Annotated in this window: 17 protein-coding genes and 1 pseudogene; 7 read left to right on the forward strand and 11 right to left on the reverse strand. The window is 36.1% G+C overall.

What is annotated here, in order from left to right; genetic code table 11:
- Positions 1-819: 819 nt before the first annotated feature.
- The 7 genes and pseudogenes from BMX24_RS03165 to BMX24_RS03195 all read left to right on the forward strand — a co-directional run.
- Positions 820-1578: an SDR family NAD(P)-dependent oxidoreductase gene (locus BMX24_RS03165; RefSeq protein WP_089790622.1), complete on the forward strand. Its 759-nt coding sequence runs from the start codon at positions 820-822 to the stop codon at positions 1576-1578.
- Positions 1579-2071: 493 nt separating this feature from the next.
- Entirely contained in the window at positions 2072-3148 is a 1077-nt protein-coding gene (locus BMX24_RS03170; protein WP_089790623.1) for a hypothetical protein, read from the forward strand.
- A 332-nt stretch (positions 3149-3480) separates the two neighbouring features.
- Entirely contained in the window at positions 3481-5364 is a 1884-nt protein-coding gene (locus BMX24_RS03175; protein WP_089790624.1) for a beta strand repeat-containing protein, read from the forward strand.
- Positions 5365-5777: 413 nt separating this feature from the next.
- Entirely contained in the window at positions 5778-6122 is a 345-nt protein-coding gene (locus BMX24_RS03180; protein ID WP_170835646.1) for a recombinase family protein, read from the forward strand.
- 185 nt (positions 6123-6307) lie between these two features.
- Entirely contained in the window at positions 6308-7351 is a 1044-nt protein-coding gene (locus BMX24_RS03185) for a recombinase family protein (RefSeq protein WP_089790626.1), read from the forward strand.
- A 436-nt stretch (positions 7352-7787) separates the two neighbouring features.
- Positions 7788-10010, forward strand: coding sequence for a polyprenyl synthetase family protein (locus BMX24_RS03190; protein ID WP_089790627.1), 2223 nt, complete (start codon positions 7788-7790; stop codon positions 10008-10010).
- A gap of 259 nt (positions 10011-10269) precedes the next feature.
- Positions 10270-10614: pseudogene (locus BMX24_RS03195) on the forward strand (S41 family peptidase); the annotation flags it as partial.
- Between the two features lie 100 nt (positions 10615-10714).
- Here the strand turns inward: BMX24_RS03195 and BMX24_RS03200 are convergent.
- The 11 genes from BMX24_RS03200 to BMX24_RS21125 form a co-directional block, all read right to left on the reverse strand.
- Complete coding sequence (locus BMX24_RS03200; RefSeq protein ID WP_089790629.1) at positions 10715-11536, reverse strand: alpha/beta fold hydrolase; 822 nt, start codon at positions 11534-11536, stop codon at positions 10715-10717.
- Between the two features lie 149 nt (positions 11537-11685).
- Entirely contained in the window at positions 11686-12387 is a 702-nt protein-coding gene (locus BMX24_RS03205) for a YoaK family protein (RefSeq protein WP_089790630.1), read from the reverse strand.
- Between the two features lie 25 nt (positions 12388-12412).
- The gene (locus tag BMX24_RS03210) at positions 12413-13459 is read right to left on the reverse strand and encodes a cupin domain-containing protein (RefSeq protein ID WP_089790631.1); all 1047 of its coding nucleotides are present in this window, start codon (positions 13457-13459) and stop codon (positions 12413-12415) included.
- Positions 13460-13621: 162 nt separating this feature from the next.
- On the reverse strand, positions 13622-14179 hold the full coding sequence (locus BMX24_RS03215) for a hypothetical protein (protein ID WP_034974811.1): 558 nt from the start codon (positions 14177-14179) through the stop codon (positions 13622-13624).
- A gap of 302 nt (positions 14180-14481) precedes the next feature.
- Positions 14482-15030, reverse strand: coding sequence for a putative antibiotic biosynthesis monooxygenase (locus BMX24_RS03220; RefSeq protein WP_170835647.1), 549 nt, complete (start codon positions 15028-15030; stop codon positions 14482-14484).
- A 10-nt stretch (positions 15031-15040) separates the two neighbouring features.
- Positions 15041-17248 (reverse strand): hybrid sensor histidine kinase/response regulator, encoded by a 2208-nt coding sequence (locus BMX24_RS03225; RefSeq protein WP_089790633.1) that lies wholly within the window; start codon positions 17246-17248, stop codon positions 15041-15043.
- Between the two features lie 49 nt (positions 17249-17297).
- Positions 17298-17993 carry a LytR/AlgR family response regulator transcription factor gene (locus tag BMX24_RS03230; protein WP_089790634.1) on the reverse strand — a complete coding sequence of 232 codons (696 nt, stop codon included), beginning with the start codon at positions 17991-17993 and terminating at the stop codon, positions 17298-17300.
- A 68-nt stretch (positions 17994-18061) separates the two neighbouring features.
- On the reverse strand, positions 18062-18535 hold the full coding sequence (locus tag BMX24_RS03235) for a Dps family protein (protein ID WP_089790635.1): 474 nt from the start codon (positions 18533-18535) through the stop codon (positions 18062-18064).
- Between the two features lie 498 nt (positions 18536-19033).
- On the reverse strand, positions 19034-19909 hold the full coding sequence (locus BMX24_RS03240) for a hypothetical protein (protein WP_089790636.1): 876 nt from the start codon (positions 19907-19909) through the stop codon (positions 19034-19036).
- A 38-nt stretch (positions 19910-19947) separates the two neighbouring features.
- Complete coding sequence (locus BMX24_RS03245; protein ID WP_089790637.1) at positions 19948-20826, reverse strand: hypothetical protein; 879 nt, start codon at positions 20824-20826, stop codon at positions 19948-19950.
- A gap of 43 nt (positions 20827-20869) precedes the next feature.
- Entirely contained in the window at positions 20870-21730 is an 861-nt protein-coding gene (locus tag BMX24_RS21125; protein ID WP_089790638.1) for a hypothetical protein, read from the reverse strand.
- Positions 21731-21754: the final 24 nt, after the last annotated feature.

Consider the following 21754-nt stretch of genomic DNA (forward strand, 5'->3'; position numbering starts at 1 on the left):
AACAAGAATCTAAAGTTGATTATCTTAATCTGTTAAAGGTTAAAAGAACCTGGATATTAGCAAGAAAGTTTATCATAGAGCTAACGGTTGAATAATTTTACATTAAACATTTTATTTAAATAAAAAATCATTTTTTATATCTGTGTCTTGTGTTGAAAATCCTCTCTATAAAGAGAGGACTCTTTGGTAGCTAAATTTGCAAAAATTTATTTCTTTTTTAATTCACTAGTTATAATGCCGGTTGTTTATTATTTTAATCAATTGACGAAGAAACAAAACTTATTTGTAGTTGATTATGATTTTGAGTTTAAATTATTAATGGGTTTATAATTTAATTGAATTGATAATCAGTTGTTTATTTTTTTTAAGCTAATGTTTTTTTAATAAAAATTGGTTGATTACTAATGAAAATTAATACATTAAAATTTGTGTAAGAGGTATTATTCTATATACCTTTAAAACAATAAAAGCCTATTTCGCATTAAATTAAAAAAATATCATATTGTATTTCTCTTTAATCCTTAATAATATTTTATATATAGCCTGAATTAGTGTTTGTGATGAGAAAGAAGAAAGTTCCCAAATTAAGGAGGGTTTATATTTTTACAAACTTCTAAATATATATACTATGAAGAAAATTACAGTTTTTTGCTTTATACTTGTTTCTTTATTTGGATGTTCTCAGGTTGGGATAAATACTCCAAATCCGTTAGCGAGTTTAGATGTAACATCAAAGAATCCTACTGGTAATTCTTCTAACATAGACGAATTACTAATACATTATGTGGAGGGGAATTAATATCTATGTATACTTGAAATATGAAAACAAAAATTGCATTAATAACGGGTGCTAGCCGTGGGATAGGTAGAAACGCTGCTTTGAAAATTGCTGAAAAAGGACTGGATATAATCATTACATATAATAACCGCAAAGAGGAAGCCGAAACTGTCGTAAAACAAATAAAAATGAAGGGAAGACATGCTGTAGCTTATCAATTAAATACTAAGGATTTTAAAAGTTTTGATCAATTTGTAAAAGACGTTACATCATATTTACAGCAACATAGAGGGAGTCCAGCTATAGATTACCTTATAAATAATGCTGGAACGGCATTAAATTCACTTATTAGTCAAACAACAGAAGATCAAATTGATGACATAATTGATATACATTTCAAAGGAATGTTCCTTTTAACCCAAAAAATGCTTCCTTATCTTAACGATGGCGGTGGAATTGTAAATATTTCATCAGGACTGGCAAGAATTGCATTACCTAGCTCTTCTGTTTACGGCTCCATAAAGGCTGCTGTGGAAATGATGACAAGATACATGGCAAAAGAACTGGGTAATAGGAAAATTAAGGCAAATGTCGTAGCTCCCGGTGCTGTAGAAACTGATTTTGGAGATGGAAGAATACGAGATGACAAGGAATTAAACAAAATAATTGCCAGTAGAATAGCCTTAGGAAGAGTGGGAATTCCAGATGATATCGGAGGGGTTATTGCCTTTTTGTGCACTGAGGAAGCTCGATGGATTAATGGACAAAGGATTGAGGTGGCCGGAGGAATGTGTTTGTAAAAAATAATTATTCAATTGTATGAGAAATATTTTTTATTTACCTTTGAGAGGTTAGTATGTTAATTTAATAATAATATTTAGGTTTTGTTAATGTTTTCGTAAATATTACACTGTAATAATCAATTAATTGAAATCAGATTTTATTGATGCTAAATAATAAATAATCAAAATTATTTTTATATGAATTAGATTATTGTCAATAGTTTGTACGTAATGAAATAAAAACTTGGTATGCCTGCTTTCGGCGGATATCGCTGATATTTTATTCAGTTAACGATTTCCAATATGGTGATTATTTTATAAAAGATATAAAGTTGGAAGATCTATTGAAAGCCAGCTATTAAAATATAAAATCCAGTAAAAAAAATACTGAAATAAGCTTCACTCCCTTCTTATTTACTGACCCTAGAAACGCTGCTGATGAGAAAGAAGAATGTTCCCAAAAAATAAGAAGGGGTTTTACATCTAATTATAACCTTTAAATATTATTATTATGAAAAAAAGTACACTTTTTTGTTTTATGGTTGCTTCTTTATCGGGCTATTCTCAGGTTGGGATAAATACTTCGTCTCCACTGGCAATTCTTCATGTAGATGGATCTAAAGATAATCCTTCAACAGGTACACCTAGCGCAAACGCACAAGCAAACGACTTTGTAGTATCATCATTAGGAAATATAGGTGTTGGCACCATCTCTCCTGCTAATAAAATAGATGTACTAGCTACTGCAGGAACTGGTGATGTCATTGGCATGAGATTGCGCGCTAATAGCAATAACGCATTAACTGGACAATCAATACTGATCGGTTTTCATCCCAATACCGTTCTAGGTGGAAATGCACCATGGGGAATTGGAGCTCAGTTTTTAGCTTCCGCCACAGGACAAGGCAGTGCTGATTTCATTTTTAAATCTTCAAATGGTGCAGCATATAGTAACCGGATGATTATTAAAAATAATGGAAATGTAGGCATTGGTTTAGATTCCCCAAGCTCCAGATTAGAAGTTTCTTCCGGACTAGCTGGAGCATCTGGACTCAAATTTACCAATATGAATAGTGCCAGTACTGCAACTGCAAATGCAGCTACATTAGGGGTAGATGCAACAGGAAATGTTGTAATACAAGATGTCCAAAAAGCTAGATTTAAGGGAAGTGTGAGTACAGCCAGCTTCCCCGGTAACAGTAATTCCGATTCGGGTCCCTTCACTCAATTGTCTTATACAGAAAATTTTGATGAAGGAAATAATTTTGCAATAAACACATTTACTGCCCCTAGGACTGGTTTTTATATTGTTAATGCAAATGTGAGTCTGAGCCGTACTAGCGACTGGAATACATCAAGAAATGAATTATATCTGGATGCGAGAGTAAATGGAACTCTGGTATTAGCTAACTCCAATATATTTTCTGTTTCAGCAGCTTCTAGCGAGGCAGGTCCTACAATAAGTATAAATGGTATCCTTCAGATGATTGCCGGACAACAACTGGCAGTCTTTGGTTGGATGCAGAATAATAATATCCTTAGACCAATACTCGGCGGACGTAGTTATTTATCTATTGCTGAATTATAAATTATTAACTCTTTTGCCTGTTTAATTTAAGATGATGTTAAATTTCTTGCCTTTATCATAAGACTTGATGAAAGTCATTAATAATATTTCGTTTTATAATACAATGCAATCTGATCTGTACCCCGTAATTTTATACCCCTAAAGCTGCTTCAATAATCTGCAATATAAATAGATACAAATAATTGAAATAAAAACACTTACAAATTTGAAATGTAAATGAATTAATACATCCCTTCTTATTGCTTTACTTGAATTATTGCTTGTGATGAGAAAGAAGAAAGTTCCCAAATTAAGGAGGGATTTATATTTTATAAATTCTAAATATATACACTATGAAAAAAATTACAATTTTTTGCTTTATGCTTGTTTCCTTATTAGTATATTCTCAGGTTGGGATAAATACAACTAATCCTGCAGCAAGTTTAGACATAACAGCCAAGAACCCTACAGGCAATACGTCTAATATAGATGGTATTATAGTTCCAAGGGTTGACAGAGAGCGTGCTCAGTCTATGACAACACCTACAGTTTCTACATTAATATATGTAAATGATGCCTCTACTGGAACCGCAGCTGGAACCGCTATAGATATAAATACTGTAGGCTTCTATTATTTTGATGGAACGAAATGGACAGCAATCAACACAACAGCAACAAACAATGATTGGAAAACTATAGGAAATGCAGGAACAAATCCTGCTAATAATTTTATTGGAACTACAGACAATCAAAACCTTATTTTTAAAAGGAATAATGCTGATGCTGGTTTTTTAGGTAATTTAAATACTGCATTTGGACTTAATTCTTTACCATTTACTTCTTCAGCAATACAAAACACAGCATTTGGTATTAATGCTTTAGGTAACAGTGCAGGACCTGCTTCATCAGCTTTTGGGCATCAGGCTCTTGCCGCTAATACTACAGGCGGTAATAACTCGGCTTTTGGCTGGCAGGCTCTCAATGCCAATACCACAGGTACAAGCAACACGGCTTTTGGTTCAAGAGCCCTTGCTAGTACTATTTCTGGAGGTTTTAATACGGCAGTAGGACACTTATCCATGCAAACTATTACTACTGGTGGTTTTAATACAGCATTGGGTTATGCCTCATTAAATAATTTAACTAGTGGAACCGCGAATGTGGGGATTGGGCACAATGCAGGAAATGAAGGTACAGGAGGTGTTTCATTAACATCTGGAGATGGAAATATAATAGTAGGAAGACAAGCTGGTTTACCCAATGGTAATAACCAAATGAATATTGGAAGCATAATCTTTGGAACCAATATTAATGGGACTTTAGCTAATCGTACAGGAAATATAGGAATAGGAACAGTAAATCCGCAAGGAACATTCCATGTTGACGGAGCAAAGGATAATCCAATAACAGGTGCTCCAACGACTGTTCAACAAGAGAATGACGTTGTTGTTTCACCAACAGGAGATGTAGGTGTAGGAACTACATCACCAACGACAACTCTTGAAGTAATTACTAGGAAAGTAAATTCTGGAAATGTGGGAATAAGATTTGCGGGGTATAATGCAACTCCAGCAATAAATCAAAATGTTTTAATTGGATTTAATCCTAATACCGCAGCAGGGGGATATGCACATTGGGCGATAGGGTCACAATTTTTTACTGGCACTTCATTAGGTGAAGCAGATTTTATCTTTAAATCTTCAAATGGAGGAGGTTATAGTGATAGAGTGATTATTAAAAATAATGGGAACGTAGGAATAGGAATTATTGCACCTACAGCTAAGCTTCATGTAAGTGGTACTACTATTCTTGAAGGGGCGACTTCTGTTACTGGAGCTGCCAATCTCTTTGGTACAACAAGCCCACTTCAAATGAATGGAATATCTGGTAACTCAGGACAGGTTTTAGTTTCCAATGGTACAGGTACTCCTGCGTGGAAAAATGTGGTGCAATCAAGTTTTACTGCCGCATTTGACCTGTCATATCCGATTGGTTACTATGAGCGAACAGCAAACTTCATATTGCCAGCCATTACAGGTCCTGCTGATTCAGGTAAACTATTCTACATAAAAAATGTTGGTTTAGCACCAATTGATGCAGCAGTCGCGGCAGGCAATTCAATCTTTGGTCCAAATAATGGTTCCGTTAGTATACCAGTTAATGGAACCGTCGGTTATGTCGCTTATTATGTGAGTGCAGGTAGTCGAGGATGGATTGCAGTGAGTAAAACATGGTAAGGAATATGAGAATTCTTCTGTTTTAAGTAGTAAATAAATTATAGGCTTGCACTTTATTTCTTGAATGTTATAATTAATCTAATTTCTCTAACTGCTAGTATGACTTAAGAAAAGTAAATAATTCCACATACAAAAAAACGGAGTAAAAAAAATACATTTATGGGCAAATTTTTAATCAAAAAGCTGGAAGTAATATGATTTAAAGTATAACTTTATAGATCTTGCGCTTTAGTTTAAAATTATAAATCACAGATATTTGAGAATAATAAATGATTTTTTTCATCACCTTATGTTAAGTGAGATTTTCCCTTTGTGAGAGGAACTTTTTATTTTCTCATCAACTTCAGAAATCTAAATAAAGGAAATATTAAATAATGTTTTTTGATTATTAAATGAGTTTCGAATCTTCAGTTATGTATATACCAAATAAAAAGATTGTCTTTAAAGGTTATTCCCAAAGAGATCAGGAAGAGAGATTACGGAGGTATTGTGAAAATTACCACATCATAATTGGTGAAATCATTTATGAAGATTACTCGGCCAAGGCCTTCAACAGACCTGAGTGGATAAAATTACTTGAAACACTAAAGAAAAGAAGTTCTAAGACAAATTTATTATTATTTACAAAATGGGATCGTTTTAGCCGAAATGCAGGTGATGCCTATCAAATGATAAATTTACTCAAAAAGTATAACGTTGAGCCACAAGCAATCGAACAACCTTTAGACCTTTCCATTCCTGAAAATAAAATGATGTAGGCTATCTATCTTGCAGCACCGGAAGTTGAAAACGACAGGCGTGCCTTAAATACTTATTACGGAATGCGTCGTGCTAAAAAAGAAGGTAGATTAATGGGGAGAGCTCCTTACGGGTATGTCAATAAAATAACAGAGAATGGTAGAAAGTATGTCACTTAAAAAGAACCGGAGGCTTCCAACATGAAATGGGCATTCAACGAAATGGCAAAGGTATATTTTCAGCAAGTCAGATAATGGAAATGATGAACAAAAGTGGAGGTAAGCAAATAAAGATTAGCGCTTTCCTTGCCGGACTGAGGAATCCGGCATATTGCGGAAAAATATATATTGAACAGTACAATGAAGAGGAAGCTCATTTTGTTCCAAGTATTCATGAACCCTTGATCAGTGAAGAATTATTCGAAAAGGTTCAAAGTGTAATGGATGGAAATGTTAATCCTGCTAGACCTAATGCTAAGATATTATGTGATGAAAATCTTCCACTTCGTGGGTTTCTGGTTTGCCCTGAATGTCATCATTTGATAACAGGTAGTGCATCAACAGGGCGGACAGGACAGAAGTATTACTATTACCACTGTAAATCGTCTTGTGGATATCGTTATAAATCAGAAATTGTCAATAACAAATTTATTCAATTACTGGAAGCATTAGAGATGAGGGAATCCATTAAAAAATATTTAAGGAAAGTATTGAAACAAAACTTTGAAAAGTTTATAAGTAATCCTCAACATGAAAGAAAAACAATACTATCAGAAATTGATTGCTTAAACAGCAGGTTGAAATCGGCAAGAACCAAATTGCTAGAAGATGTTATTGATAATGACGAATACCTAGAAATCAAGGCTGATTGCAAAGATCAGATTGATAAGTTAGAGAGCAAACTATCCAAAGTAAAAGATAAGAAAAAAATAGATTTTCCAAAACTACTAGACCAAGCATTATCGAACCTTGTAAACCTGTCTAAAGTCTATGCTGATGGGGATATTGAGGTAAAACGTAAAATAGTTGGTTCGATATTCCCCGAAAAATTAGAATTTTTTGAAAATCATTATCGAACCACCAAGGCTAATGTTCTATTGTCATATATCTATCATATTAATAACGAGTTAGGAGTTAGAAAAAACCGGAAAGAAAGTGAATTATCACCTCTTTCCGGTCTTGTACCGGATAAAAAACAGCTTGAAAATCAATTGAATAAATTATTGGACAACGAGGAATCTTCCCTATAGTGTTCCCAATTAATGGCATAATTGGATAAAATCTAGTGATAAATTTGAGAAATAATATTATTATCAATTATTAGAATTAATAATAAGTGAATTTAAAAGAGAAATAAATAACTAATTAAAGTAACGAAAATATTGAAAATTGTACACCCTATGTACATCTTTAAAATCATAATAGGCTGATTGTCAAAACAAATGAAGATTTTGTATCGGAAAGTAACCAGCGCAAAACAAACAATTGTAAAATATATAATAAACTTGTATTAGTCCCTTTTTATAGGGATTTTTTTATGCTTCAAATATATGGTTATTTTGTTTTGTTATTTGCTTATTTATGAATGTTTGTACCTTTGTTGTATCTCAATCCCTATTTTCTTAATGAAAAAATTATCATAGATTGTGAGAACATAACCTAATATAAAAACTTCTAACTTTGAAAATGAAAAATTATTCTGTTGAAAATAATTCCGAAAAGATAGGTATTAATTTACTTATTGATGATTTACCGCATAAGACATCTAATTTAGAATGGTGGTATTTTCATGCACATGTTGAAGATGATGCAGGAAAAGCTTTTGCGTTCTTTTGCTCATTTTTTAGAATTGCTAGAGATTTTAATGTATTTCCTTTTGAGTTTACTCATTCGCTTACCTGGTCTTTGGTTGATATAGAAGATCAAAAATACCATAGCGAGACCAGCCATGACGATAAGATTTTGTCTAAAATTAGTGATGATTTGAAAGAAAAGAAAGAGTTGAAACCAATTGATAATGCCTTTAAAGAAATTATTGACAAAGGAAATTTTCCGGCTCCAGATTTTCTTATGAAAAAAAGTGTTGTTACTTCTAACAATGAATTAAAATTAAATTATGATCTTGGTCATCTTGAAAAAGATGAGAAAGGGAACTACCTTGTTAAAATTGGTAATCAGATAGGAAATAGTAATGTTAATTTTTGCTTTACTCCTCTTAAAAATCCTGTTCATCATGGTGAAAACGGACTTGTGAAATCATCAATGAATGCAGCCAACAATATGCATTATTACTTTATTCCGGAAAATGCTGTAGAAGGTAATATTACTCTTAATAATAAAACTTTTCGGGTAAAAGGGTCTGGATGGTATGATCATGAATTTAGCGAATCGTACAACCCTGCTCAAAAAGTGGAGCAAAATACTTCAAAACATTGGATGTGGTTTGCAATACAATTTGATAATCATTGTCAGCTTACTTTTTATTCCCTGACTGACAAAAATACAACGCAATCAGATAGACTTATTGTTTGGATTGATGAAAAAGGAGAGTCTTTTACGCTTAAAGATGATAACATTGTTATTGAAATAATTGACTATTATATAAGTAAAAAGACCTGCGCAAAATATCCTGTGGAATGGCAAGTGAAAATTCCAGCGTGGAATCTTGATTTTAATGTAAAGGCAGAACTTTCAGATCAGGAAGTTATGACATTCTTATATGCTCCGGGATTTTGGGAAGGACGGGCAAAGGTTTCTGGTACATTAGAAAATGAAAAAATTACAGGAAATGCTTTCGTAGAAATCACAACAGATAAAGGATGGAATAATATGAATGATCTTTTAGATCAGGCAGCAGAAGAGGTTTTGGATATTATCCATGAGGTAGTACCATATCCCCATGAAAAAGAAAAGATTAAGAAATTGATGAAAGATTATTATTCATCATACTTGAATGCTGTACCGTCCGAGATACTTCATGAGGCCTTAATAAAACCTTTACTTGAAATGCTTGACAGAAAAGGAAAAGGATGGCGTTCTCATTTATTACGTTTGTTAGTAGGTCTTTGTGAAGGTAATATTTCTCAATACGATCCTTTTGTTGCACTTGTTCAATTAATCCATTGTAGTTCACTTATTATTGATGATGTTCAGGATCAATCGCCATTGCGAAGAGGTGATGCAAGCTGCCACGTCATTTATGGAATTCCTGCAGCAATAAATTCCGGCACTTTCGGATATTTTGTGGGCGAAATATTGATTCGCAATATGACACATTTATCTGATTCTAAAATGAAAAAAGTATACGAAGCATATTTTGATACAATGAGACTTTGTCATGCCGGGCAGGCTTTAGATATCAGAACTTTTACAGATTTACTTCCTCAGGCTTTTGAAACGGGTGATACCTATTCAATATCTGAAAGCATGAGAGAAATCCATATACTTAAGACAGGTGTTCCTATTAAAATGATGGCAAATATCATAACTATATTAGAAGATCTGAGCCTAGAAAAGCATAAAGCAATTTGTCATTATGGTGAAGCTTTTGGGCTTGCTTATCAAATAATTGATGATGTGAGAGATCTGAACGGTAGTTTTAAGGGAAGTAAGGTAGAATTGGAAGATATCCGCGAAGGGAAAGTGACATTACCTTTGATAAAAGCTATTGAGCTTTCCCAACCGGAAATTCGTCTGAAAATGAAAAACCTCTGGAGTAAACCCAATAAATCTTCACAGGATATTCATGATATTGCAGATTGGATTATTAGTTCAGGTGCACTTACGCAATGTCGAAAAGATGCTATTAATCTTATCGACGAAAAGTGGATCGAGATTGATAAAATATTTCCTGATTCCCACTATAAACTTATGATTCGGGCAATGAGCAACTATTTTTTAAATTTATAATAATCTTAAATGGTAGTGTTTCACTAACTGGCTAAGTTAATTTTAAACCTACATAGTTTACGATGAACAAAGGAGAATTATTAAACAATAAGGCTTTCTATAAATCCTTTTAAAAATGAAGAAGATTTGACATCTTTCTTCAAAGAGATGCACAAACTGTTGTAGAACATATTTACGCAAAGGTTGTTGAGTTGGTAGACAAGAATATTATAATTGAAACTTATGAGGGATTGTTTATTAATTAGACCATTTTAATGGAAATTTGTATGTTTTAATTGATGGAGCTACTTTTTCTTCTGCTGCACTTTTTACTGCTGCACTTAAATCACAGCGTAAAGCGACAAAATTTATTGGCAGAGAAACTGCAGGTGGTGAGGAAGGCTGTAACGGAATGGTTATCCAGGAGTTTACGTTGCCAAATACAAAGGTTTTAATTGATTTTCCTTGGATGTGCGTCGAATCAGTTGCTCATAATCCAACACATGGCAGGGGCATATTGCCGGATTACGAGGTGAATTATGATCCCTTAGATGTAGTAATTAATAAAGATCGTGATCTTGAAAAGGTTATGGAACTGATCCGGGAGGACGGAAAAAACGAGTAACTATTTAAATTACTCGTTTGTATTATTTAAGAATAAGCCCTTTGTAGAATCTTATTTTTTATTTAAAATAATGTCATTTGCGACAAAAAAGCCTTATTTACTATTCTTCAATAAACTTCAAAAGATCTTTATTGATTGTTGCTGCTTCTGTAGTCGGCATTCCGTGAGGGAAACCTGGGTAAGTCTTTATTGTTCCGTTTTTTAATAATTTAATTGATTTTAAAGCGGCATTTTGGTAAGGAACGATTTGGTCGTCTTCACCGTGAAGCACTAAAACCGGAATATCAACGGCTTGCAAATCTTCTCTGAAATCAGTTTCAGAAAACGCTTTGATTCCGTCATAATGGGCAACGATTCCTCCCATCATTCCTTGTCTCCACCAATTTCTCTGGATGCCTTCCTTCACATCAGCACCTTCTCTGTTGTATCCATAGAAAGGAATGGTCAAATCGATGTAAAACTGCTGTCTGTTGTTCAAAGTCTGATTTCTGATGTTATCGAAAACTTCCATCGGAACACCGTCAGGATTGCTTTCGCTTGCTACCATAATCGGTGGAACAGCACTGATTAAAACAGCTTTTTTCGCTCTTCCTTTTGCATATTTATTTACATATCGGATCACTTCACCGCCACCTGTAGAGTGTCCGATGTGAACAACGTCTTTCAGGTCTAAGAATTCTACCAATTCAGCTGCATCAGCTGCGTACTGCTCAATCGTGTGACCGTAGATGTTCTGGCTAGATCTGCCGTGACCTCTTCTGTCGTGCGTTACCACTCTGTAACCTCTTTGTAAGAAGAAAATAACCTGTGCGTCCCAGTCATCTGATGACAATGGCCATCCGTGGTGAAACATCAATGTTGGTCCTTCTCCTTGATCTTTGTAAAAAATTTCTGTTCCGTCTTTTAATGTTAGTGTGCTCATTTTTTTAATTTTTTAATGTTGTGATTAATTTATTTTAATATTTTGTTGTCTTAATTCTTTAGCAAATGTAGGATGGCTCGATTCATTTCTCGTTAATCTAGTTTAATATCGTACATTTTTAAAAAGAAATTATCTGATTGTCGTAACAATTAGTTTTTAGAGTTAATTCTTGAAATCAATAATCCGCAAATCATTAGCAATAATGCAGGAAGAATAAAAGTCCAGTTTCTTAAAAAGTCGAGTAGGAAAGGAGCAATAAACGCACCGGATAAAAAGCCAACCCATAAGAATAAAAGATGAATGGCGTTGGATTTATATTCTACTTTTGCCACTTTATCATCCGTCATGCTCAGCATTGCAACGTTTCTTGCCAGGCTGTTCAAGGTTCCTGTCACAAAATCTGTATTTACCTTTTGATTTCCTACAGAAGTCACAATGGTGTTCATCAATCCCATAGAAAACCCTATAATCCCAATGGATGATAAAATATTGAGAGTATAAAAATAATCAGCTATCGTATAGAAAATCAGAATTCCTGAAACGATGTAAAATATTAATGCTTTATTCTTTATCCTCTTCCATAATGACAGACAGGTTCCCGTGTAAATTCCTGATAAAAAGCAGGCAATGACCGTAACAGACGTTATGATGACCCCTGGCTTATCAGTAGAAAGTGCAGCTCCTAATTGCGTGGTATTTCCACTCATAAAAGAAACGTATGTTTTCCATTTTATCAATCCTGTTGCATCGATGTATCCTGCGATTAAGGCTAAAAATAGGGCTAATTTCTCCTGTATCCCAATCGATTCAGATGATGCGGAAACGCTTTTCGTATCGTCGGAATTATCCATTATTTCCAGAAATTGAGTTTAAATCTTATTTCTTTGGCTGGATAAATACTTTTTCAGTAGGGAACTTTTCAATTTCGCCTTCTTTCAGCCCAAAATTAGTAATGACTACATCTTTCGGATTCCCGGCCAGCCATTCGCTCAAATCAATGGATTCATATTTTCCACTGTTAAAACCTATTAGAATTCTGCAAACCGTGTCGCCTGTATTTTTGATGTAATGTCCCGCTCCCATTGGTACATACCCTACATCTCCGGCATTGAATTGCTCTGTAACACAAGTAGATTCTGCTAAGAAAACCGACATTTCTGCCTGTCCGGATATAAAATATTGCCATTCGTCTGCGTTGGGATGCCAATGCATTTCTCTCAAAGCGCCGGGCTGAAGTTCCAAAATAGAACCGGACATTGTACTGCTGATAGGGAATTCTTTGCTCGTGACCAATCTCTGCAAACCGCCACCAGGAACAATTCTCGGTTGTTGAGAATGCAATGGATATCGATGAAAACTGGTCAGTTCTATATCAGATTCATTAGGACGGGCTTCTGCATTGAAAGACATTTCATCCGGGACAATTCCTGCTGCGAAATACGCTTCTTTCTGAGGTAGAGCCGCCACTTCTTCCAAAGTTAAACCTAAATTCTGAGCCACAATTTCCGGTGGAACGCTTGAAACAAAATCTGTCACACTGAATGTATGGTCTTCAGAAAAATTACCGTTATCAAATATCAGAATAAAATGACATTCTTCTGTTCCGGTTGCCTGAATCGAGTGGCCATAACCTTTTGGAAAATACCAAACGTCACCCGGTTCAAAATTATCCGTATAACTATGTCCGTCGGGATGAATTATTGTTGTTCGCACAGTTCCGGAAATCACGTAAGCCCATTCTGCAGCGTTGGCGTGCCAGTGCAATTCTCTCATACTTCCCGGCTGCAGTCTCATGGAAACTCCGGCAATTCCGATGGAAGCAGGAAAATCTGTAACAGAAGCTCCTCTTGTTGTTCCACCGTCATTGGTGCGGGGTTCTTTTTTTTCTAATTCATATTTAAAACTTAGTGATGTCGTTTTCATAGCAGTAGATTTTATGATTATTAATAAATAGTTTGTTTTTATTTCTATTGTAAAGCTACTTCGGAATCATCCGGTTTTGAAGTGGTTTTCGGTGAATGGGCAAAAAGAGTCGGTGAAAATTTCAAAAGAATAGCTGATGTGTTTCTCCTTTATCTTTTTTAATTAAAAGGGTTGATTATATTTTCCTGTTAGCGCTTTGTTTTCGATACTTTTTGCAAAGTTGGGTGTTTCTTCGTGGTTGTGGGCATCGGATGCAGCTTGTCTGGACGCGGCGGCATCGGCAAGATTTACATTGTGCTCTTTCAGATATTCAAACATTTCCGGTGTAGCGGTTGCATGAATTTCGTTGGTGTACAATGTGGTATTGTCGTCAATTTTCGTGGCTTTCAGCTCCCATAAAACCTGAACTTTGGTACGGCCGCCTTTGGTGATAGAATCTGAAATTGATAACATTCTGCAGTAATCCGGACGGTGCTCTACAGCGACATAATGCTGTACCATCAATGCATCTCCGATTGTTTCAACGTTCAAGGATACAGGTTCGCCATCATAAGTGGTAGAAATTGCCGCTCCGATGTGCTGTGTTGAGCATCTCTGATATTCTGCATCGGGAAGGTTAAGCAACCAATCTGCGATGTTTACTTTTTCGATAGGTGCATTGATGATCGCTGTTACTGTAGAGTGAGACAATGCGTTTTCTGGTGTTTGAATAATTTCCATAATGTTTAAAGTTTAAGTGTTTAAATTAAATTGTTTGATTTATTTGATGGTGTAAAGCTACGCTCAACAAGTGTCAAAATCAATTGGTCTTCGATGAACAGGCGAAAACTGTCGTTGAATAGTCTGAAATTTAAAGAAAGGAAAAGAAAAAGTTTGTCATTCTGTAAGAATTTAAAATTATTAAAAAAAACTATGTTCAAATTCCGACGGAATAACAAAAACCGATAAGTTACCTTTATCGCAAATAAAAAATCACTGTAAAAAACAGTGATTTTCAATGTATAAATAAATCATTAATATTATCATTTATACAGCCATTTCCTGATTAATTTCGTGTAATTCGGCATCACCACATAAATCACCAGAAAAACCAGACAGCCTGTGCTCACCAAAGTGTCAAAGTATCTGTTGGCCGGGATATTCACGAATCGTAAACCGGGTAATAATACCAATTGCATCAGCAATGATAAAGGATAAATGGCTGACCAGGTGGCCAGATATTGTTTCCAGCGAACCGGAACTTTGTCCGTTTTTTCACCATAAAAAAGAAAATCCAGACCCGATTTGATCTCGTAATTATCTTCTTTGGTGAATAACGGATGTGCTTTTTCAATCAATTTTCTGCGTGCGTCAGATTCCATCCAGCTTCTGAGATGATCAATGGTATCGAAGCGGATAATAACGGTATACACAAAAGTAAGATTAGGAATCGGGCGCACGATCTGCCAATCAATAAAGCCCAAAGCACTTTTTGAAACGGGCAGGATTTCATCGAGCCATTTTTCATATTCAGCCTGTTTTCCGTCCAGAACGTGATGGGTAATGACCACAGAGGCACCTTGAGTTTCCATAATTTTCGATTTATAGCTGTTTGAGAAATTGTTTCGCTTCGTCAAGTGCAAAATTGAGAATGTTTTTTACGTTTTCTAAATCATTTTGCGCTGTCGTATTTTTTTCTGTTGACCTTTCAAGTGCCGTAAGCTTTTCCTCCAAAATGGGTAGAAGTCCCATGATTGCAACACTTGATTTCAGGTCGTGTGCTCTCAGTTTTACAGTGGTAAAATCCTGATTTTCGTAAGCGGTTGAAAGTTGCTCCAAATGGGGAGGAATATTATCAATAAACTGTTTGGTAACGGTTTGTTCGAAACTTTTATTGCCACCACTTATCGACTGCATATAGCTTAAATCAATATATTGGAATGTAACAGGAGTTGTTTCTGCTGTAATTTTTGATGATTCTGTTTTCTGCAATCCGAAATTGGCTATTAATTTAAACAATTCTTCTTCTTTAATCGGTTTAGAGATGTATTCATTCATTCCCCGGCTCAGGCATTTTTCCCGTTCGCCTGCTAATGCGTGTGCAGTCATTGCGATAATGGGAATATCTAATTTCAGCACCTCACGGATTTGCTGAGTGGCAGCATAGCCGTCCATTTTTGGCATCTGAATATCCATTAAAACCAGATCATACGTTTGGTTAACTAGCTGTTCTACCGCCTCCAAACCATTAGAAACGATATCAAAATTGATGTTCCACTGTAAAAGCAGATGCTTCATCAGGCTTTGGTTGATCGCATTGTCATCCACCACCAAAACACGCAAAGGAGTATTGGTTTTATCCTTGAAATAATCGGTATTTGCGGTTGTAATCGTAGTAAGCTGTTCTTCTGAAATACCGTAAGGAATATAAAAATCGAAAGTCGTTCCTTTTCCCGGTTCGCTGCTGACTTCTATACTTCCATCCTGCAAAATCACCAGATTTTTGACAATGGACAATCCTAAGCCGGTACCTCCGAAATTTCGTGTGATAGAATCTTCACCCTGGTTAAATCTTTCAAAAACTTCACCCAGTTTTTCTTTATCGATTCCGATTCCGGTATCAGAAATTTTGAATCCCAGCACAATATTTTTTTCAGTTTGAGACTTGTTGTAAACTTCAATGTCAATTTTTCCATGATGAGTAAATTTGATGGCATTTCCGATCAGATTAACTAAAATCTGCGTGAGTCTCGTAGCATCGCCCGTGAGTGTATCCGGAATCGACGGATCTACTGTACTTGAAATGATCAGTCCTTTTTCTTTTGCCCGTTCCAGGAAAAGTGTTTCCACAGAATCGATTAAACCATTAATGCTGAAGATTCCCGGAGTAATGCGCATCATTCCGGCCTCAATTTTAGAAAGATCTAAAATATCATTAATAATGGTCATCAGGTTTTCTCCCGACCGCTGAATCGATGAAACAAATTCCTTAGAAGTTTCATCCAAAGGCCTTTTTTGTAATAAATTGGTAAAACCTAAAATTCCACTCAAAGGAGTACGGATTTCGTGACTCATATTGGCGAGGAAATTTTCTTTGGTCTGTGCAGCTACTGAGGCTTTTTTCTCGGAAATATCCAGCTCCTGAATAAGTAAACGTTGTCTTTTGAACTGGCGGAGGATATGAAAACCTACAATTCCGCCGCTCAAAACCAATAATGCCAGTAATGAAATGTCATACAATTTGGCTTTTTTACCCATCTCAGCACTTTGTTGGCTGAGTTCCACCATCTGAAGTCTTCGGCTTTTGTAAATTTTAGCGGTTATATTGGTGATTTCATTGGAAATTTTTCTGGCTCTCGGGTTGGCAATTGATGTCTGATCATCCATATCTCCAATGGTGTTGTAACGGAGCAGCAATTTTTCTTTGACGAGTTTTTTCTCCAATGCAAGCTCGCTGAGTCTGTGTATCAGTTTCTGCTCTTCGGGATCTGTATTGTCTTTTGACAGGGAATCGAGGAAATTTTCCACTTCATCAATTTTCTGGTCGACGCCGTTAAGATGCGTTGTATCATTAGTCGCTATCGAAGCCCTGATTCTGCTTTCCACACCCAGAATATCACGGTCAATTTCTCTCAGATGATTGCTCGATCGCAACTCGTTGAGAAGGGTATTGTTATTTTTTATCAGCTCTTTGGTGTTTTTAGCCGAATTGATCTGAACAATGATCAGCAGGAAAGTACCAATAATGAACGAAATAATGATGAAATAACTGAAACGTTTGTTGCCCATTACCGAGGATATATTTTTCATAATTAATGCTAAAATGAATGACCAGAATTAAACAGACAAAAGGAAAATATTAAAAAACATTCATCCTCGCGTTGAGTGCCTTCCGGTAAGCATCTGCAACAGGAATGAACTTTCCGTTGATCATAATTCCGCCATCCTGTAAAGTGTCAATCTTGCCGACGGAAACGATATAAGAGCGATGGACTCTGATGAAAGCATCTTTCGGCAAGCGTTCTTCAGCCGTTTTCATCTTACCGTGAATGGCAAACATTTTTTCCCGCGTGTAGAATTTTACATAATCGCCCATTGCTTCTGCATAGAAAATATCGTCGAGCTTCAAACGTCTCGTGATATTGGAATCTCTGACGAAAAGAAACTCATCCTTGGTGACTTCCACATCTTCTTTTTTGCTTTCAAAAATTGACTGTGCTTTGCTCACCGCCTGTAAAAACCTCGCAGGCATCACTGGTTTGAGGATATAATCTGCGATATTCAGCTCGAAGGCTTCGAGTGCATATTCTTTGTTGGAAGAAGTGAAAATGATAATAACGTCTTTCCCGGAAAGGTTTTTTGTAAGTTCGATCCCTGTCATTTCCGGCATTTCAATATCCAGGAATATCAGGTCTACATGATTGGTCTGCAGGTGGTTGTAAGCTTCAATAGCGTTGGAATATTCATTAACAATGGTCAGATTGGGGATCTGTTTTGCCAGATGCGCCAAAGTGGTTCTTGCAATCTCATTGTCATCGACAATTAAAGCTTTCATAGGGATAGTTATTTAGGATGTACACAAATATAATTATTCCTTTTTATTTTCAGGCCTTCCCAGTCTGTTTATCTGAAATACGAACGGATCATCCAGGCCATTTCCTCGTGGGTTTCCATCACACCTGTAATGAAATCACTTGTCCCGTAATCTTTGTATTTTTCAGCAAAAGGCGTGATGTTTCCTCTCAGAAAATCGATAATGCTTTCGTGGTCTTTTAAGAGATCTTTCATAAAGCCGGGCCCGTCGTTGGTTCTTTCGCTGTATTCGGTAAGGTGGGTTAATTCAAGATAAATTTTCATTGTAGCCGGTGCGTAATGACCAATTTTACGCATACGTTCTGCAACGCTGTCGATCAATTCATCCAATTGTTTATACTGTTCTTCAAAGAAAATATGATTGGCGTGAAAATTTTCGCCATTTACATTCCAATGTGCATTTCTTGTTTTGATGTAAAGTACAGTTTCATCAGCTAATAATTTGGCCAATTGTTCTGCTACTGCTTCAGTGTTTTTTTCTGTAATTCCGATGTTTGTTTTCATAATTGTAAGATTTAAGTTTGAGCGGTATTGCTCTTTTTCTAATGTAAAGTTATGTCGAAATCCTGTTATTTTGATGAATTTTTCGATGAACGGGCAAAATGAATCGGTGAAACAGTTTTTTTTAATCTTTTACTGGAGCTGATCTTTTCTATGCTGCGAAAAAGCATCTATTACAATTCACATCATTTCTCCTTTGGCTGGGTTTGAATGAGCTCGCAAGGAGACTTTGAGACCTTTTTCTTTTTATATAGTAAAGAGTTTAAGCTTCTCAGACAAGTTATTAATGGATAATAAGTTCAGTTTCAACAAATAAAAATTCTTTGTAGATCTTTCCACTTATGCAAATTATTGATATTTAACAATAAGAACTTTGCGGTCAGCTTTTATCAGCTTGAAAAAAAATTTAAAATAAAACCATATTTATCCTTATGAATACGGAAAATTCTCTCCATAAAACAAGGACAAATATGGTTTATATAATATTAATTATTCAAAACTTTATTGCCCTAAATAGATAAAAGAGTTGACAACAACATAGGCAGACCGATTGTTTATGGATTGACCCGAACCTAATGTTGTAGATGTCGTTCCGGAGAAGCTATGGGCATGATTTCCAGAAACATTTGTAATACCTATCCCCACACCTCCAAACAAAGTGGGACTTATATTGCCTCCATGTCCGGTGCCATTGTTCCCATTACTTGTCCCACCATATAAAAATGAACCTCCCGTATCTGAACCGTGAGTGTGTGATCCTGCAGACAAGGCAGTACCGCTGACAGTAGTGGTTAAATTGATATTAGGCAGATTGCTCTGTAAAATGGTAAAAGAATCGCTTCCTCCTGTATCACCTATATTTTCTGTCGCGTTTTTAGTTTTTAAAGTTCTGTCTGTGGCATCAAAAAGGGTAGTCGTTAAACCTAAACTTGCCGCCGCTACCTGCGCTGCAGCCGGAAGTGTAGAGATTGCTCTTCCGTTTAAAAGATACCATCCGCTGTAATCCGCAGATTTAAATGACTGTGTAATACTTCCGATCGGGTATGATAAAAGAGTTTTGTTGATTTTTTCCCAAACACTTCCATTGAAATAATAGAATCCGTTAGCATCAATATTCTGGGCTTTTGCTGTCTGGCTGCCCGTAGTATAATCATTAACATATATAATTGTAGAAACTTCTACCGTTCCCATGTTCTGTGCACGCTGTCTGTCCACCCTCGGAATTAGCATTCCATCTGTATTAGTGGTAGTACCGGTAGGATTTTTGGCATTAATATCCAGCGTTGATTGAGGTGTGGATGTATTTATTCCGATCTGGCTGTAGACTGTATTAATGACTGACAAGAATATAATTGATAATAATGTTTTTTTACTCATGATTTTTTGTTTGATGGTTTACTATGAAATAATAACAGTTATTCACCTAAATAGATAAAAGTATTTACAGATAAGTAAGGAGCTCTGTTATCAATTGACTGGCCGCCTCCGCCCAGAGGAGTACTTGCCACTCCACTGAATGTATGAGCATGGGCACCTGCAGCAGCTGTATTGGCTCTCCAGTTTACTCCTCCCCAGGCTCCACTTCCGGCATTACCGTAACCCTGTCCGTTGTTTGAATAACTTGTTCCGGAAAGCAGGTAAGCACTTCCTACTGCAGTACCGTGCGCATGGGCTCCCGATGCAGTAGTTGTTCCACTTGTATTGCTTGTAAGTGTTATATTGGGCAAATTACTCTGTGAAATTGCAAATAAATTGCTTCCGCCTATAGTACCCAAGCTTTCTGCAGTATTTTTTGATTTTAAAACCTTGTCGGATGCATTAGGGATATTAGTGGTAAACCCTAAAGCCTGTGCCTTTGCCTGAACTGTAGCCGGAAAAGTAGAAACAGCCCTGCCGTCTAATAAATACCACCCATCATGATCGGTTGTTTTGATGGAATATTTTACATTTCCCACAAGAGAGCTTTTGTCGGTAAAAAACAACTTTTCCCATATACTGCCATTGTAATAGTAAAATCCTGTGTTATCGATATTCTGAGCTTTTCCTGTTTGGCTTCCCGTAGCAGCATTATTTACATAAATAATAGTAGACGTCTCAATAGAAGCCATGTTCTGTGCCCGCTGGCGATCAACACGGGGAACTAAAATCCCATCCGCATTAGTAAACGCTCCCGTAGGATTTATAGCTTTAATATCTAAAGTTGATTGAGGAGCCGAAATATTAAATCCCACCTGTCCATATGCTATATTTACAATTGAAAGGAATATAATTGACGATACATATATCTTTTTCATATTCTATGTCTGATAAGTTTTTGGTTAATGATTAGTTATAATTTTATTCACCTAAATAAATAAAAGTGTTCAAAGCCAGATAAGCAGATCTGTTATCTATGGGTTGATTGGATCCCCCCAATGCAACAGGTATTGCCTGGGATAGCGTATGCGTGTGGGCTCCTGCTGCTCCTGTAGTACTTGCCACACCAGTTCCTCCCCAAGAGCCGGCATCACCGCCTCCGTATCCTCCTCCGGCCAATCCGGTAATTAAAAAACCTGTGCCTTTATCAGGACCGTGGGCATGGCTCCCTGCTGAATTTATGGTTATGCTGGTACTCCCCGCCAGAGATATATTGGGTAAATTGCTTTGTGAAATTGTGAAAGAATTGGCTCCTCCCACAGTACCGATGCTTTCGGCTGTGCTTTTGGTTTTCAGTGTTTTATCGCTTGCATCGAATAAGTTGCCTGCCAATCCCAGACTTGCAGCCGCCGACTGCGCATTTGCAGGAAGACTTGCAATGGATCTCCCGTCTAAAAGATACCACCCCTCATGATCAGCTGCTCTTGCAGAGTACTGAATATCACCTAAAGAGTAAGAATTATTATTAAAAGCAAGTTTTTGCCAAACATTTCCGTCAAAATAGTAAAAGCCTGTTGCGTCAATATGAATGGCTTTTCCTGTGTTTGTTCCTGTTGATATATCATTCACATATATCATGGTGGAAGTGGCTACTGTAGCCATATTCTGTGCACGTAACCTGTCGGTGTGCGGAATAAGAATTCCATCGGTATCCGTTACTGTACCTGTTGCATTTTTTGCCCCAATGTCTAATGTCGCTTTTGGCTCAACGCTGTTAATACCTACTTGGGAAAACACGAAGCTACCTATCAGCAATAATGCTGTTGTGTATAACCTTTTCATTTCTTGTATTCTTTTATTTTAATG

It is taken from the genome of Chryseobacterium wanjuense (assembly GCF_900111495.1).
In the GTDB taxonomy this organism is placed as follows: Bacteria; Bacteroidota; Bacteroidia; order Flavobacteriales; family Weeksellaceae; genus Chryseobacterium; species Chryseobacterium wanjuense.

Bases quoted from the DNA above. Each gene is read 5' to 3' on its own strand.
- BMX24_RS03165 (WP_089790622.1), top strand. From the start codon at position 820: ATGAAAACAAAAATTGCATTAATAACGGGTGCTAGCCGTGGGATAGGT.
- BMX24_RS03170 (WP_089790623.1), top strand. From the start codon at position 2,072: ATGAAAAAAAGTACACTTTTTTGTTTTATGGTTGCTTCTTTATCGGGC.
- BMX24_RS03175 (WP_089790624.1), top strand. From the start codon at position 3,481: ATGAAAAAAATTACAATTTTTTGCTTTATGCTTGTTTCCTTATTAGTA.
- BMX24_RS03180 (WP_170835646.1), top strand. From the start codon at position 5,778: ATGTATATACCAAATAAAAAGATTGTCTTTAAAGGTTATTCCCAAAGA.
- BMX24_RS03185 (WP_089790626.1), top strand. From the start codon at position 6,308: ATGGGCATTCAACGAAATGGCAAAGGTATATTTTCAGCAAGTCAGATA.
- BMX24_RS03190 (WP_089790627.1), top strand. From the start codon at position 7,788: ATGAAAAATTATTCTGTTGAAAATAATTCCGAAAAGATAGGTATTAAT.
- BMX24_RS03200 (WP_089790629.1), bottom strand. From the start codon at position 11,536: ATGAGCACACTAACATTAAAAGACGGAACAGAAATTTTTTACAAAGAT.
- BMX24_RS03205 (WP_089790630.1), bottom strand. From the start codon at position 12,387: ATGGATAATTCCGACGATACGAAAAGCGTTTCCGCATCATCTGAATCG.
- BMX24_RS03210 (WP_089790631.1), bottom strand. From the start codon at position 13,459: ATGAAAACGACATCACTAAGTTTTAAATATGAATTAGAAAAAAAAGAA.
- BMX24_RS03215 (WP_034974811.1), bottom strand. From the start codon at position 14,179: ATGGAAATTATTCAAACACCAGAAAACGCATTGTCTCACTCTACAGTA.
- BMX24_RS03220 (WP_170835647.1), bottom strand. From the start codon at position 15,030: ATGGAAACTCAAGGTGCCTCTGTGGTCATTACCCATCACGTTCTGGAC.
- BMX24_RS03225 (WP_089790633.1), bottom strand. From the start codon at position 17,248: ATGAAAAATATATCCTCGGTAATGGGCAACAAACGTTTCAGTTATTTC.
- BMX24_RS03230 (WP_089790634.1), bottom strand. From the start codon at position 17,993: ATGAAAGCTTTAATTGTCGATGACAATGAGATTGCAAGAACCACTTTG.
- BMX24_RS03235 (WP_089790635.1), bottom strand. From the start codon at position 18,535: ATGAAAACAAACATCGGAATTACAGAAAAAAACACTGAAGCAGTAGCA.
- BMX24_RS03240 (WP_089790636.1), bottom strand. From the start codon at position 19,909: ATGAGTAAAAAAACATTATTATCAATTATATTCTTGTCAGTCATTAAT.
- BMX24_RS03245 (WP_089790637.1), bottom strand. From the start codon at position 20,826: ATGAAAAAGATATATGTATCGTCAATTATATTCCTTTCAATTGTAAAT.
- BMX24_RS21125 (WP_089790638.1), bottom strand. From the start codon at position 21,730: ATGAAAAGGTTATACACAACAGCATTATTGCTGATAGGTAGCTTCGTG.